The organism is Tessaracoccus sp., assembly GCF_016714275.1.
GTDB lineage: Bacteria > Actinomycetota > Actinomycetes > Propionibacteriales > Propionibacteriaceae > Arachnia.
The window spans coordinates 1,084,204-1,099,293 of record NZ_JADJNP010000001.1 but is presented as its reverse complement, the minus strand read 5'-3'; the positions used below and the strand labels follow the sequence as shown (position 1 = coordinate 1,099,293).

The following is a 15,090-nucleotide window of genomic DNA, read 5'->3' as shown; positions in this document are numbered from 1 at the left end:
TCCGCGGATCACAAGGGTAGTACCCCGGCCGAGCCGGTATCTCAGAACCCCGTCACGATCCCGAACATGCAGTTCTCGAAGTGGTCGAGCGTGAGGTCGAGTTCGTACATCTGCCCCCACGAGTAGACGTGGAACCGGATCCGGCCGCCGCCCTCGTCGAGCCCGCCGGCGTAGACGACCCAGTGGTCGGGCCACGGCGGGACGATGCCCTCGGGCGGATAGAAGATCTTCGAGTGGATCATCATGAACGCCACGCCCCCGCCCATGACCACCTGATCGGCGTAGCGGATGGCGTCGAACTCGCCCCACACGAAGGTGGTGCTGTTGGCGACGTTGTCCTTGAGGAGCAGCTCGCTCGTCCAGCCCTCCATCTCCCACGGCGTCGTCATCCCCTGAACCTGGCTCAACACACCCGTCGACGTCGGCGAGACCCCGAAGACGGCGTTCTCGTTCTCGCGGAGGGTGGCGATCAGCATCCAGTCGGCCGGCCGCATGTTCTGCCCGGACTGGGTGCCGCGAAGGCCCGGTGAGGCGTCGACGCGGTGCGTGCGCGACCAGAAGCCGCCGGTCTCGTACAGCTGGCGGCAGAGGTCGACGTAGCGCCGCGGTTGCCAGCGCGCGAGCTCGTACACGATGGACGTCGGGCCGCAGAAGTTCGAGTTGGCCTGGTTGATGGAGATCGGGTTCCAGCGGCGCTCGCGGAGGTCGGCGATGATGTCGGCCTTGTTCAGTCCCGGCCACGCCGACGGCGCGGCCGAGGCCTCGAACTGATCGAGGGCGAACGTCGCGAGGTCGGTCTCCCCGATGTCGGGGCGGTCGATCACCGAGTACGTGATCGTGTAGTCGGCGTCGTCCTCGCGGAACGTCGCCACCGCGTGCTGCACGTCCGCGGCGCCGATCGTGACGATGCCCAACGCGTCGTCGTCATCGCCGGGGAAGTCGCCGTCCTCGTCGAACAGCCGCAGCACGCACGTGCGGGCGAACAGTAGAGAGGCGCCGAGCGCCCAGTCCTCTCCGTCGTTGAGGTCGTGGCGGTAGGCGAAGTGGAGCTCGCCGTCGTTGTAGACCTCGAGCCGGCACTCGTCGGAGCCGAGCCAGTCTTCGGTGGTGGTGCAGTGGAGGTTCTCCAGTGTGATCTGCTTCATGATCGTGTCTCCTAGAACTCGTGAGTGGGATGGGTTACCGGCCGGAGTGACGCGGCAGAGGGGGCGGGGCGAGCCCGACGTGGTGGACGATCCCCGGAGCGCCGGTCGCGGCGACCTCGGAGAGCGCGGTGTGGAACGGACGGACCATCGGCTCCGGCGCGGCGAGCGGGGAAGAGACCGCGGCGTAGAGGTCGGTGCAGGCCCACCGCTCCGCGCGCGCCTGCCGGAGCACGCCGTCCCGGACGCGATGGTCGCGACCCAGGCGCTGGTGGGCGAAGGTGAACGCCGCGACGGCGGTGATCCGACCACCCGCCGCCGCGACGCTCACGGCATGGTTGCGCCCCTCGCCGGAGCCGTCCCCGACCGTGGCGTGGGCGAGGGGGTCGGCGAGTTCGGCAAGGCCGGCCCTCGCGGCGAGAACCCTGAGGAGGTCGCCGTCGGTATGGAACGGTCGCGCGTACACCTCGACGGCGGGGCTGTCGCCCAGCCCGATCCCCAGGAAGCGCACCGCGCCCGCGCCGCCCAGCGCCCGCCACGCCTCAGGCGCGAGCGCCTCGACGACGTCGCGCGCGCCTCGGGGATCGAGCTCGACGTACAGCTTGTGCCGGGTCGCCTCCGCGGTGTGCCTGCTGCCGAGCCAGGCGCCGTAGCGGGGCGCGAACCCCTGCTGGTGACGCTGCAGGAGGTCGGCGACGTCGGCGGCGAGGCCGGGCGAACCGAACGCGGAGGCGACGGCCTCGGCCGCCCGCAGCGCGGTGCGTCGATCGTCCTCAGGCGCGAGGACATCGACGACGGTGCGCAGCTCGTCGGTGGCGGACGTGACCGCGACCTCGACGGGATAGCGGCACGGCGTGAGGCAGCTCGACTCCCAGGCGAGGTCGCCCGTGACCGAGCGACGGAGCGCGCTGAGGGCGATCTCCAGCTCCGCTTGTGCGCGCGCGGCCTGCGCGGGGCGGACGAGCGCGACGCGGTCGATGAGGGCCGCGATGCGCGCCTCTCCCGTCACAGGCGCAGCCAGTATCGCCGTGCTCATGTCACGCCCCGCTGATCGTTGCATCCTCGGCGACGGACAGGAACTCGGCGTCGCCGGTGAACGGCGCGCCGCGCACGATCTCCCCGCCTGTGCCCAGCAGCGTGACCTGTGTCGTCGTCTCCCGCACCGTCGGGTCGACGACGCCGATCTCGACCCGCGCCGGGGACAGGCCCGCGCCGTCGAGTTCGAGGCGGCGCGCCACGCGGTGGGAGCCGTCGTCGTAGGTGACGTCGAGGATCACCGAGGCGAACCGACCAGGCGGAATCGCGAAGTCGACGCGACGGGTCAGGTGGTCCGCGAACGGCGAGCTGACCGCGACGGTGGTTGCGGTCGCATCGACGGGCTCGAAGACGATGGTCCCGCCGCCGGTGAGGTGGTAGGTGCGCTGGACCGTGTACGGGATCTGGTCGCCGTGTTCGGTCCGCACGCGCCACGTCTGCGGCTCGCTGTCGGGCCGCACCTCGAAGGTGCGGGTGGTGGTCCACCCGGTGCTCGAGGCGTGGGCAAGGACGACCGTGACCGACGACACCTCCAGCGGGTCGAGCCGCTCTGGCCGCACCTCGACCTGCAGCAGTCCGATGTAGGCGGTCGGGTCGAGCTGCAGCGTGCGGTCCTCGATCCTGCCCGGCTCGACGACGATCTCGTTGCGTTCCGCCGCCCAACCGGACTGCGGGTCGAAGTGGTACTCGATACGCGGCCGGTACCCGAGGTCGTAGTCGCCCGCGATGGGCACGATCCAGTGCTGCGGGGCGGTGCGCGTCGCATCGAAGACGAGGTCGGCGTGGCGGTGCTTCTGCGGGTTCCTCGCGTCGCCGTAGTCGAGCGCGACGGCGACCGACTGGAGCCCTATCGGCGCGAACGCCGTCGTCAACGACACCTCGACGTCGAGGGAACGGAAGAACGGGTCGTCGAGGTCGACCTCGATGAAGTGCCCGGGTCCCTTGAGGTCGTCGAGCATCATGCCGATCAGCGACTGCGGCGCGTACTGGCGCGTGACGGCCTGCCTGCGGTGGTACTCGAACACCATCGTTTTGCGCTCGACCTGCTTGATCGCCTTCATGGCGAAGGTGAGGATCGCGCCGGAGCCGCCGGCGCTGGCGCCGGGTACCGCCGGTGCGGCGCCAGGGGCGGCCGGAGTGCCGGAGCCGTTGCCTGCGGGCCTCGTCCCGCCACCACTACCGGGCTGGTTCGGCTGCGTCGGGGGAGCCGGCGGCGTCGGAGGGTTGGACCCACCGGGCGGGGTTGGCGGGTTGGTCCCACCGGGCGGAGCCGGCGGCGTGGGCGGTGCCGGTGGTGTCGGTGGCGTGGGCGGTGCCGGAGGTGTCGGCGGGGCGGGTGCGTCGCCGGGATTCGGGCTCATGATGCGCCTCCTGGTGCTGAGATGAAGCCATTCGAGGTGTCGAGGGCGATGAGTTCGTAGGTGTTGGTCCCCGTGACGCGGCGGCAGTCGTAGACGCCGCGCTGGAGGAGCTGACCGCCGGGGAAGATGGCGGCGACGAGGGCGTCGGGCGAGCTGGCCGACACGATGGTCTTCCTGACCGGGATCTGGAAGTCCGTCGCGAGCGGGCCGGGGCCGGGGTTCGGGAACTCCACGAAGGTGATCCCGAGATCGCCGGGGCGCTGCCCGCTGGCGACGACTTGCTCGCCCGTCGTCGCGTGGCGGCGGATCTCGTCCGCGTCCGCGATCGCGAGCTCCGGCAGCGCCCTGATGTTCGCCGCGATGCCGCCCGCCCAGTTAGCCGGAAGGGTCATCCGGACGCGCGCGGTGGACTCCGCGGGCGAGGTGTCCACGTACTCCTCACCGACGAGGTAGCCGACGGTGTAGAGGCCGGGCACCTCGCGCCCGGTGTCGCCCTCCACGAAGCGGGCGACGTACTCCCGCGTTCCCGGAGGCGTGGGAGTGGTGCCGCCGGGGTTGATCGACGGAACGGCCGGCTCTCCGGGGTTCCTTCCGCCCCCTCCTGGCGGCGTCGGGGGAGAAGGCGGGTTGCCGCCGCCTCCGCCGGGCGGCGCAGGAGGAGCCGGCGGATTCCCCCCGCCTCCAGGCGGCGGTGGTGGCGGGGGTGCGGGCGGCTGGGCGCCCCCACCCCCGCTCCCGCCCCCACCCGGCCGGGCCGGGGTGTCGCCGTCGGTCTTCTTCTTCTCGTCATCCTTCCCGAACAGGGACGTGCCGGTGGCCTTGGGCGCAGAGGCCATGCCGCCCTGCAGGGCACCCGGGGTGAGCGTGGGCGTGAACCAGGCCTGGAGTAGGTGTTCCATGAAGAAGTCGATGGCCATCTTCTCCTGGTCCTGCTTGTCCGCGGCCGTGCTGTAGTTCGTCACCTCGATCTTGATGGCGCCGGTCTGCACCAGTTCCTCGATGCCGGCCTGGATGGCGACCTCGACGTAGTAGAGGTTCGCGTTCAGCCCCGCGCTGAAGTGCTGATAGATCCGCTCGAAGTCGGCGGTGATCTTCACGTCGAGCGAGGGCTGCATGGCCGTGAACGTCATCGTGTAGATGACGCCGATCGGCGCAGCCCCCTGCGCGAACGCGGACTCGAGCAGCGTCGCGCCCTCCGCGCTCAGCGTGAGGCTGAACACCGCGTGGTTCTCGCCGAAGAGCGATGGCGTCCGCGCGCCGAGGATCTCCTGCACGGCGATGAAGGTGCCCGCCTCGCTGACGGTCGCCGTCGTGCCGCCGGGGCCCTGCAGGTTGAGGGCGACGCACTCGACGGTGCCGGAGTCGAAAGGAACGGCCGTCAGGTTCGCGTTGGCGGGGATCTCCGCGCGGATCTTACGCTCGACCGCCTCCGGGAGGGTGAGCGCGACGGTGAACATGAGGAACCCGCCGCCCTCGACGCCGCCCGCGGTGGCGGCGCGCTTGTACTTGATGAAGCTGAACTGGGGCCAGTTGTCCGGCTGCCGCCGGGCGATCTCGAGGTGCGCGGGGAGGTACCAGTACTGGTTCTCGTCCGCGTGGTCCGGGAAGACGGTGACGCCTTCGACGGTCTTCATTCCTGTGCCGAGCTGAAGCATGTCCTCTACTCCTCGTGCTAGTCGACGCGCGCGACGATGACGTCGCCGCTCGTGGTTGTCCAGGGGCCCTGTCGGGTGAGCCCGTTGTCGAACGTGTGGATCACCCGGTAGGAGATGGCGGGGTCGCCGTCGGCGTAGTCGTACTCGATGGTGTCCCGCGGGCTGTCCGTCGTGAGCGTGACCGAGTCCGCGAACCGGAGCCCGAGGGTCGGGCGCTCGTAGAGCGTCTCCACCGTCGCGTGCCGGATCCCGTTCGCGGCGAGGTTGACGCCGTCGGTCGTGACCGCGATGGTCCGGTGCCCGCGCATCTGCGCCGACACGAAGATCCGGTCCTGCTCCGTCGTCGACTCCGGGATGTCGACCACGATGCCGTCGGTGCGCAGCAGCGAGACCTTGTAGGTGACGCGGCGTCGCGCGGGATCCACCAGCTCGACGACGAAGCGCTTCGTTGCCGGGTCGGCGGCGCTCAGCTCGAACGACTCGCGCTTGCGCACGTTGTTGGCGAGGTCCTCGTAGCTCACGTCGATGAACGCCCTGTCCACCTGCGTGCCGAACATGGCGGCCGGGGCGACGATGTCGACGGTCCGGCGGGTCCCGAACGGGTCGCTGATCCTGATCTGGTCGTCGTCGGTCTCCAGGTCCCCGCTGTCCCAGGTGCGCCCATCCGTTCCGTGCAGGATCAGCCGGTAGCCGACCGTCCGCCGCGTCGGATCGAGCGCGAACACCGGCCAGGCGCCGGAGTTCTGGGCCTGGGTAAGGCCGTACTGGTTCGAGATCCGGATGCCGTTATCGGGGTCCTCGTAGCGGCAGTGCACCTCGATCGTCGGGTACAGCTCCCAGGGGAAGCCGGTGACGGTGAAGCTGATCCAGCGCAGCTCGTAGCCGGCGCCATCGCGCGGGGCGATCTGGATGACGTCGCCGTCGATCGACTCCGGGCCTGCCGTGATGCTGCGGGGCCGGCCCGTCGCTGCCGAGGAGAAGAGGACGTCGTAGGAAACGTCGACCGGCGCGAGCACCCTGCCGCCGGTGACGGTGCTCTGCCACTCGACGCTCTGCTCGCGCGTGGTGTTGTCGAGGATGACGTTCTTGACGGAGCCGTTGTAGTCGAGGCGCACGTTGATGGCCTCGATCTGGTCGGTCGTGAAATCCGCGCGGGGGATCACGCGCACGGTCCTGCGCTGGAAGAACGGGTCCTCCAGCGACACCTCGCTGATGAAGCGGTCCCACTGCAGGCCCTGCGACTCGATGGACCGGATGATCCCCGGCAGGTGGCCCTGGGGGTGGATCTCTCGGATCACGGACGTGCGCTCGCTCATGTCGATGTTGAGCTTCTTCCTGTCGATCCGCGTGATGTCGGTCTCCTTGCGCTCCCACACCGACGACATGCCGTGCGTCGCGAGGGTCCTCATCACGCGGCCGAAGTCGTCGATCGCGTCGCCGTGCTGCCGCTCGATGGGCTCGAGGCTCGGCTGGAAGAAGTTCTCGAACACCAGCTCGCGGACCTGCGCCATGACCGACTCGTACCGGCCGCTGGCGCCGCCGGTGTCGTCCTCGTCGGCGACGAGGAGGTCGCCCTCGATCTTGATGTACTGCTTCTCGACGAGCTCGTCGATCACCTTCTCGATCGTCTCCGACGCGATGAGCGGCACGTTGACCGACTCGGTCTCCTCGAAGTGCTTCTGCACGCGGTCCCAGTCGGCCTCGACCTTGATCTTGTATGCGGGCCGCAGGCCCACATACTCGAGGCTGTAGACGACGCCGATCGGCAGCATCTCGTCGCGGATCGCCTGGTCAAGGATGGTGACGCCCTCCTGGTCCAGCCGGACGGAGAAGGCGGCCTGGTTGTCGCCGTAGAGCGACGGCGAGGCCGCGTGCACGATCTTCTGCACGAACTGCGGCCCTGGCAGGGTCTCCTCGGGGCGGCGGCCGGGCAGGCCGGTCTCCTCCTTCGGCGACTCCTTGCCGAACAGCATCATCCGCACGGTCCCGCCGATCAGCGGCACCGGGGCGAGACGGGGCGCGTCGCGGAGGCCCGCCAGCCCACGCAGTTCGTCGCCGATCGCGGCGAGGCGCTCGCTGTCGATGCCGATGTTGCAGTCGAAGTCGAGGAAGCCCCCCGACACGATGTCGCTCGTCGGCGTCGGCCTGCCCGTGAACTTGATCACCTGGATCTTGGGGATCTTGAGGTCCCCCTCCTTCATGATGCTCACGTGCGGCGACATGGGCATGTAGTAGTACTGCAGCGGGTCCTCGTGATCGGGCATCAGCGTGACGCCGTCGATCGTGTAGTAGGGCGGGTTCAGGTACAGCATGATGTCCTCGCTCGGGTCGGGCTCACACGCCGGGGATCGGCGGGGGCGGCGGGGTGGCGCCGGGGCTCGGCGGCGGAGGCGGCGTCGTTCCCGGCGACGGCGGAACCGGCGCCGGCTGGGGTGTCGGAACAGGCGTCGGAACGGGTGTCGGGTCGGGAGTCGGCGTCGGCACGGGTGTCGGCTGCGGGACCGGGTCCGCGATGGGCGCGGGCGTCGGTTGGGGAAGCGGTGCGGGCACCGGCTCAGGAGTGGGCGTCGGTTGCGGCACCGGCGGGTGCTCCGTGCCCGGACCGGGCATCGGGGTCACCGGGTAGCGCGGCTGCAGCACGAGCGACGGCGCGGTCGCGTCCGTCGGGCCGTCGGTGGTCTGCGTGCCGTCGGTGAAGTAGTACGTGGCGCTCCACGCGTAGGTGGGGGCGTCACCCTCGCCCAGCGGCAGCTCCCAGCGCTGCGGCGCGGGGGTCTGCGGGGAGAACAGCATGTCCTTTGCCTTGCCGCCCGGTTGCTGGCCGTGGCGGAGGGCGACCTGCACGAGCCGGACGCGCGCCCAGTCGACCAGGTCAGCGACCACCGTCACGTCCAGCTTCTGGGAGACGACGTCGCCCACCATGATGGTGCCGTCGGCAGTCTGCGACGGGATCGGCTTGACCGTGCCGTCGTGGTAGCGGATCGTGCCGCTGTAGCGGACGATGCCGCCGCCCTCGCCGACGACCGCGTACGGCTGCGACAGCGACTCGCTGCCCGACTGCAGCACCGCCGACTGCTCGACGGAGTAGTTGTTCGCCGCGTCCTCGTACACGAGGTCGAGGAAGATCTGGGCGATGCGACCCACGAAGTCGCCGACGCCGCGCACCTCGAACTTGCGGGTGCGGCCCAGTGGGTCGTTGACCAGCACCATCGGCTGCTCGGTGGTCCGCTCGGGATCCTTGATCCGGCGGCCGTCGCTCAGGAAGTACTCGACCTGGTAGCTGATCGGCCTGCGCCGCGGCTGGTAGAGGACGTGCTGGACGTGGGCCGCCGGCGAGCCGGAGGTCAGCTGGACCTGCTCCTCGAAGTTGCTCGTCCCCGCGTCACGGTAGCCGACGCGGATCTGGGCGGAGCCGACCTTCGTCCAGTCGATGTCGCCGGTCTCGAACTGGAGGTCGAGGAGACCGATGTCGTCGACGTTGACCGTCAGCATGGTGTCGGTCGTCCGCTCGGGCGTCGACGTGTAGGTCTGCGCCGAACCGACGTAGTTGACCTGGTACGAGTACGTGTACTCACGGACGCCGTCGGCGATGTAGGTCCGGAAGGTCGCGATGGTGTCCGGCGACGTGAACGAGTACTCCTCGATCTTGTGCTGCGATCCCTGGTTGTACTCGAGCTTGACCTCGATCGAGTGGATAGGCAGCTTCTTGAAGTCGGCGTTCACCCCGACCCTGACCTCCAGAGTCTGGAAGAACGGGTCGTTCAGATCGACCTCGGTGGCGTGATCCTCCCATCGGACGGCGCTGCCGTCGGGCTTCTTGAGGGTCGTGATGCTCTGCAGCATGCCTTGCGGGGCGAGGTTCCATTCGATGGCGGAGTTCTCGCGGTACGTCATCTCGAAGGAGGCGACCTTCGTCGTCTTGAACGCGCGCTTGAGGTGCTCGATGTCCTCGGGGAGGCCGCGTGCGTCCTTCGCGACGGACTCGATGTCCGGGATCATCTTCCGCAGGACGGCGTCCTGGAGCGACCGCTCCATCATCGAGCGGATCTTCTCCTTCATCTTCCTGTCGGCCTCGGGATCCGGGAGCACGGCGTCGAGATGCAGTTCAATGCCCATGCTCTCGTGGTCCTCGAACTGCTCGGTGATCTTGTCGACGTACTCGTCGTCGCCGTACATCTCCCAGTCGACGTCGATGGTCTGCTGATAGGAGTAGAACTTCTCCGCCGAGAACCAGGCACGGCCGTTGATCTCCGGAAGTTTCACGACGAAGTTCAGGTCGTAGACGACCTGCACCGTGCCGCCCTTGCCCTGCAGCGCCTGCTCGAAAAGCGTCGCACCCTCGGGCGTGAACTCGACCATGAAGCAGGCGATGTTGCGGCCGAACAGTGACGGCTTGCCCGCGCCGCGGACCGCCTGGATGAGCGTGCCGCCGTCCTCCTTGAGGAGCAGGTTCGCCGTGCCGCGCGTATACGTCATGGTGCCGAGCCGCGCCTCCCGCGCGCCGGGGACCGACGGCCGGAAGCCGGGCTTGCCCGCCCGGGCCTGGACCTTGGCGTCGAGCACCTCCTTGATCTTGGCCAGCGTCTCGGGCGAGTAGGTGAGCTCCGTGTCGAAGAACACGAAGCCGCCGCCGCGCTTGCCGTCGGCCCGGTCGATCGGCATCCGGTACTTGAGGAACCGGAAGGCCGGGTCGCCGTTCTCGTCGATGCGGAACCGGGGGACCTCCGGGATGGAGTAGTAGACGTCGTCGTAGGTGTCGTCGCCCCAGACGGTGTAGCCGCCCTCGATGATTTCCTGCTTGTCGATCCGTAACATGTGCCGCTCCTTGCGTGCGTGGGGGTGGGTGGGGTCAGCCGATCCGGGTCCAGTCGGCGAGGTCTGCAGCGACGCGGGCCGGACCGGTCTCGGTCTCGATGTCGTAGGTGATGTGGACGTGGCCGGCTTCGCCGCGTAGCGCGGCGTCGACGGCGGGGCGGTCGTCGCGGGTCAGCGAGATCCCGAACGCCGCGGTGAACGGCGGGAACCCGCTGCCCGTTGAGGTGGCAAGGACGCGGGTGTCGTCGTCGGCGCCGACGGTGACCTCCACGGCACGGACGGTCCGGACGCCGCTCGTGAGCGTGATGGTCGCGGGGTTTCTCCCGGCGGCCAGCGTCGCCCGCACCTGATCCAGCGTCGCGCCCGGAGGGTCGAGCTGGGCGGTCAGCTGCAGGAAGGCGATGTCGCCTGCCGCCAGCAGCGACATCATCGGGCTGCCGTCGTGGGACTGTTGCGGCCACGGCGCGAGCGACACGTAGCTCCAGGTGTCGTCGGCGACGCGGCGGCACTCGACGCCGACGGCGACGATCCGGTTCGGGGCGGTACACATGGTCGTCACATCCCCGTCGGTGCGACGAACAGCTGGCGGCCGGTGATGGTGGCCCAGTCGGACCACTCTCCGGTGCCGGAGCCGCTCATATTGCGCCGTCGCCACTGGAAGGTCGGCTGCTCCGGCTTCATCCCCGCAGCGATGTCGCTCAGCCCGAAGGACACCTGCGCTGTGAGCTGTGGCTGGTCGGTGGTCAGGAACACCGTCACCGGTTGTGCGCCGTCGGAGCGCCGCAGTTCGACCTCGAGCCCGAACAGTCCCGTGAGCGTGGCGGGGATCACCTCGGGGTGCGCGAGCTGGTAGCAGATCACGTCGACGGAGGAGGAGACGGACCCCGTCGTGCCGGTGTCGTAGGCCGCGGCGAGAACCTGCTGCGGGTCGATGTCGACGGCGATGCCCGCGAAGGAGACGCCGACGGAGCCGTAGATGGCGGGCTGGTCGGTGGGGGCCGGGGTCAGGGCGATGTCGAGGGTGGACGGGGCGCCGTCGGCAGCGGGCAGCGTGAACGACGACGGCTCGGCCGTGGCGCGCACGGCCCCGATCGGGCTGGGCAGCTCGGCGTCGGTCACCAGCAGGCTGGCGACGGTACGCGCGACCGTGACCGCGTACGGCAGCGGGTTGCTGACCCGCAGCGTGGGCGGCGGGGGAACGGACTCCTCGTCGGCCGGCGCCGCGGGCACGAGAGTCGCCGAGAGCACATCCGTGGCGGGGCGGTCCAAGCGGAGTTCGATCCCCACTTTCGCGGTGCGTGGACGATCCGGATCGGAGACGAGCGCGACGGTCACCTCGGCGTCCAGGCCCTCGGTCACCAGCAGATGGGTGAGCGCGGTGTAGAACTCGCTTGTGCAGTCGAGGACGAGGTCGAAGCCTCGGGCGTCGACGCTGGTGTCTCCGCCGACGACCGTGGGCCCCAGGTCGTGGAAGACGGACGAGAGCCGACACGTGGCCTCCCGCATCCCTCCCACGAGGAGGTCCGGGTAGGGGACCCCGGTTTGTCTCGTGATCTCGGCCCGGAGCCGCTCGCGGCGCTCCGGGTTCACCCAGGGCACGATGCTGAATCGGGTGCGCAGCGTGTAGTCGGCACCGAAGCTCGTCGGGCCCTGTTCGCCCGCGGCGCGCTTCGGCGGGACGAGCAGCACCATCATCGCTGGCCGCCCGGTCTCCGCGTTGAAGGCCAGCCGGTACTCGTCGGGCAGGATGTAGAACTGGTCGGGGATCGGCGAGTCCAGGAACTGACCGTTCGGCGAGTCGACCCAGTCCGACCACGGCTCGGATCCGAACCCGGACGTGACCTGCGAGTAGATGGCGCGGTTGTTCATGACGTCGCGCGGGAAGCATGCGGCCACGCCGCTGTTGTCGGCGGCGCCCAGCGACAGCCGCGCGGTGTGCGACCGCCACGGCGCCTCCGGCTGCGCGGGCGTCGCCCCCGCGACCACGGACGCCGCGATCAGCTTGGTGACGTCCGGGTTGATCCGGACGGCGGCCAGGTCGCGGAACGCGGCGGCGGGCCGGATGGTCGCCTTCGGGATCGCGGCCGTGTCGATGCGCCGTCGGATAGGCGGCGTCTGCGTGGGCGGTGGAGCGGAGGAGCCGTCCTGCGTCGTGTAGTGCACGTCGGCCTCGACCCGGAGGCGCGTTCCGAGGGCCTCGAGCATCGGCACGACGGTGTTCGGGTCGACGACGACCTCGCAGTACAGGCGCGAGACGACGGTGTCGGCCTGGTCGCCGGCCGGCAGGTCGTCGCAGCGCGTGAACGCGATGGGCGATCCTGAGGCCGGCACGAGGGACACGGCGTAGTTGTCGACCGGCAGCGGCTGCGCGCCGCTGGGGACTGACGGGTGTCGTACGAGGTCGAACCACACCTGCAGCGTGACGACGCCCGCCGACTTCGCGAGGAAGACGTGCGGCGCGCCGGTGGCCTTCGAGCGCTGCGCGATCCGCGCCTGTGGCACGAAGTACACCGTGCCGTCGGCGCCCGTGAGGGCGCGCTCGACGCGGTCCGGGACCGACGTGACGCGCGGGGCGTTCTCGACGAGGTCCGCGATGCGCAGACCCCTGAGGGCCCGCAGGTTGAGCGCACGGTGCATCTTCACCGGCTCCAGGATCTGGGGGCGTAGCTGGAAGGCCTGGGCGGTGAGCGCCATGGTGGTGAACTCGTTGGTGGACATCGTCGGCTCCTAGAACTCGAGGACGAGCAGGGGATCGGTCGTCGGGGTCGGCTCGACGACATGCTTCTCGCCCGCGTAGCCGAAGGCCTGGATCTGGTAGCTGAACTCGCGGCGGGCCGCGTCCTTCAGCGGGATGTTCCAGACGAGCGCGTTCGGGTCCGGCGCCGCGGCGGTGAGCTGGATGATGTGCTCCGTGGGCGGTGCCCCGGTGCCGTCGGCGTAGGAGAGGCGCACGATCACGAGCTTCCACTTGGCCATGTCGAGCAGCGCCGGAACGACCTCGACGCGTAGCATCTCCCGCGCCACGTCGCCGACGAGGATCGTGCCCTCCGTGCCGGGCCTCGGTTCGCCAGCGCTCGACGAGCCGTCGGCATAGGTCACGTCGACCTTGTAGGTGAAGTCCCGCTTGGCACGGTCGCGCAGGTCGACGGTCCACTCCCAGGTCTCCGAGGAGTTGGTGAACGAGTGCACGTCGTTGACGTCGTAGTCGCCGTCGACGTAGCTGGCGGTCACGACGATCGAGGCGACGGGCGGGAAGCTGCCCTGGGGCACGAACGTCGCCCGGAGCTTGTCCTCGAACGGGGCGTTGATGATGAGGCGCTGCGTCGAGGACCGCAGGTTCTTCTGCGTGATCCGCTGACCGTCGGTCATGAAGAAGGTGACGTCGTACTCGTACTCGCGCGACGTGTTCTTGCCCGTGTAGGTGAACCAACCGGCCTGCGGGGAATCCAGACGCAGGATCGCGTCGGCCGTCGCGGAGGGAAGGTCGACCCCCGGGTAGCGGAACGAGACCTGCACCTGCTGCACGACATCGGCCGGGATGGCCCCCCAGTAGACGGCGACGTTGACGCAGTTCAGCTGGTCGTAGCCGATGACAAGGTTGCGGTCGTTGGTGGGGACCGGTTCGAGTTCCTCGACCTTGGCGCTGGCCTTGTAGATGATCTGGCTGCGGTACGTGTACTGGTCCTTCGGGGTGCCGTCGGGGTGCCGCGCCATGACGACGCGGAAGTAGAAGCGGTCGTCGTTGGAGTCGAAGAGGAACTCCTCGACCTGGCGCTTGCGGCCGCCGCCCTGCTCGTCCATCTGGTCGTACTCGAGGAAGACCTTGATGGCGGCGATCGGGTCGCGCTCGAAGTCGGCGGTCACCTGGACCGGCACGTCGAGCAGCGTGAAGTACGGCTTGCTGAGGTCGGCCTCCGTGATGCACTTCTTGATCCGCTCCGGGTCCGCCATGTCAAAGAGACCGGAGCTGGGGTGCTTCTCCACGACGAAGTTGGTGGCGCCCTCGAAGCTGAAGTCGATGTCGGCCTCCATCGTCTGCGAGAAGTCCTCCAGGTACAGCTGATTGCTGTCGAGGTAGGTGCCGTTCGGTCCACGGGAGACACCCTCCCGGCCGAGCTTCTTGGGGTCCAGGCCAGGCACGAACCCCGTCTTGAGGAACTTCTCCAGCACCATCTGCTTGACGATCTCGAAGACGAGGTTCTCGACCGCCTTCGTCGGATCCTCGCCTCCGGTCTCCGCGCCAGCAGCGCGGAAGTCGTCGCGGTTGTACTCGATGTGGAGGTTCGACGACATGTTCTGGAGCTCGGAAAGGCTCGACACCTGCGGGAACCGGTACCGGGTGCCCTTCTCGGTGATCTCCCGCTGGGTGTAGCCCTTGAGGTCCTGGTAGAACTGCTCGGACTTACCCCAGACCTTCACCCGGAGGTTGGGGATCCGGGCCACAAACGACACGGAGTAGGTGACGCCGAACGGGCTCTTGCCGTCCTCGAGCGACCTGCGGACCAGCCGCACGCCCTCCTGCCCGAGGAACGCGACGAACGATGCCAGGTTGGAGTTCACCAACGACGGCTTCTCCGATCCCTGCACCGCCTTGATGAAGGTCTCTCCGCCGCTCGGGAAGAGCAGCGAGACCTTGCCGTCGACCCACGTGGGATAGGTGAGCTTGATGCCGCCGCCTGGGAGTGCCCCGGCGCGGGAGAGGAGGATGCGCCTGCCGCTTAGCCGAGGCACCGGGCGGTTGCCCATCCCGCCGGCGATGTAGGCGCGGATCTTCTGCTGATCCTCCTGGCTGACCTCGAGGCAGGTAGTGAACTCGAGGAAGCCGCCCTCGGTCTCGGCCGCGCCGAGCGCCGTCGCCTTGTCGGCGAGCAGGGTGAAGTCGCGGGCGAACGAGATGAGAGTGAACGCCGGGCTGCCGTCCTGACGCGTGAGGAAGGAGGTCACCTCCGTGACCATGTAGAACAGCTTGGGGTCTTGGTCGTCGTGGAAGACGGTGACGTGTTCCACGCCAGGGACGGTGAAGTGATTGAGGAAATTGAGCACGGCACGCTCCTTCGTCGGATCTGAGTGCCGAGCTCCGCC

The 15,090-nt window shown here is 69.1% G+C and carries 10 protein-coding genes; all 10 read right to left on the bottom strand.

Going from position 1 to position 15,090, the window contains the following annotated elements:
- Positions 1–41: 41 nt before the first annotated feature.
- The 10 genes from IPJ61_RS05095 to IPJ61_RS05050 all read right to left on the bottom strand — a co-directional run bounded on the left by IPJ61_RS05095 (position 42) and on the right by IPJ61_RS05050 (position 15,051).
- Positions 42–1,145: a hypothetical protein gene (locus IPJ61_RS05095; RefSeq protein WP_297103804.1), complete on the bottom strand. Its 1,104-nt coding sequence runs from the start codon at positions 1,143–1,145 to the stop codon at positions 42–44.
- Between the two features lie 34 nt (positions 1,146–1,179).
- Positions 1,180–2,178, bottom strand: coding sequence for a hypothetical protein (locus IPJ61_RS05090; RefSeq protein WP_297103802.1), 999 nt, complete (start codon positions 2,176–2,178; stop codon positions 1,180–1,182).
- A gap of 1 nt (position 2,179) precedes the next feature.
- A complete protein-coding gene (locus IPJ61_RS05085) occupies positions 2,180–3,238 on the bottom strand; it encodes a hypothetical protein (RefSeq protein WP_297103801.1) in 1,059 nt (352 codons plus the stop codon).
- A gap of 115 nt (positions 3,239–3,353) precedes the next feature.
- A complete protein-coding gene (locus IPJ61_RS05080; protein WP_297103799.1) occupies positions 3,354–3,569 on the bottom strand; it encodes a hypothetical protein in 216 nt (71 codons plus the stop codon).
- Positions 3,535–5,193, bottom strand: coding sequence for a hypothetical protein (locus tag IPJ61_RS05075; protein WP_297103797.1), 1,659 nt, complete (start codon positions 5,191–5,193; stop codon positions 3,535–3,537). Before IPJ61_RS05075 ends, IPJ61_RS05080 begins: the two co-directional genes overlap by 35 nt.
- 17 nt (positions 5,194–5,210) lie before the next feature.
- Positions 5,211–7,505 carry a hypothetical protein gene (locus IPJ61_RS05070; protein WP_297103795.1) on the bottom strand — a complete coding sequence of 765 codons (2,295 nt, stop codon included), beginning with the start codon at positions 7,503–7,505 and terminating at the stop codon, positions 5,211–5,213.
- A gap of 22 nt (positions 7,506–7,527) precedes the next feature.
- Complete coding sequence (locus IPJ61_RS05065; protein ID WP_297103793.1) at positions 7,528–10,008, bottom strand: hypothetical protein; 2,481 nt, start codon at positions 10,006–10,008, stop codon at positions 7,528–7,530.
- Between the two features lie 34 nt (positions 10,009–10,042).
- Positions 10,043–10,558, bottom strand: coding sequence for a hypothetical protein (locus tag IPJ61_RS05060; RefSeq protein WP_297103792.1), 516 nt, complete (start codon positions 10,556–10,558; stop codon positions 10,043–10,045).
- Positions 10,559–10,563: 5 nt separating this feature from the next.
- Positions 10,564–12,726, bottom strand: coding sequence for a hypothetical protein (locus IPJ61_RS05055; RefSeq protein WP_297103791.1), 2,163 nt, complete (start codon positions 12,724–12,726; stop codon positions 10,564–10,566).
- A 9-nt stretch (positions 12,727–12,735) separates the two neighbouring features.
- Entirely contained in the window at positions 12,736–15,051 is a 2,316-nt protein-coding gene (locus IPJ61_RS05050; protein WP_297103790.1) for a hypothetical protein, read from the bottom strand.
- Positions 15,052–15,090 lie beyond the last annotated feature (39 nt).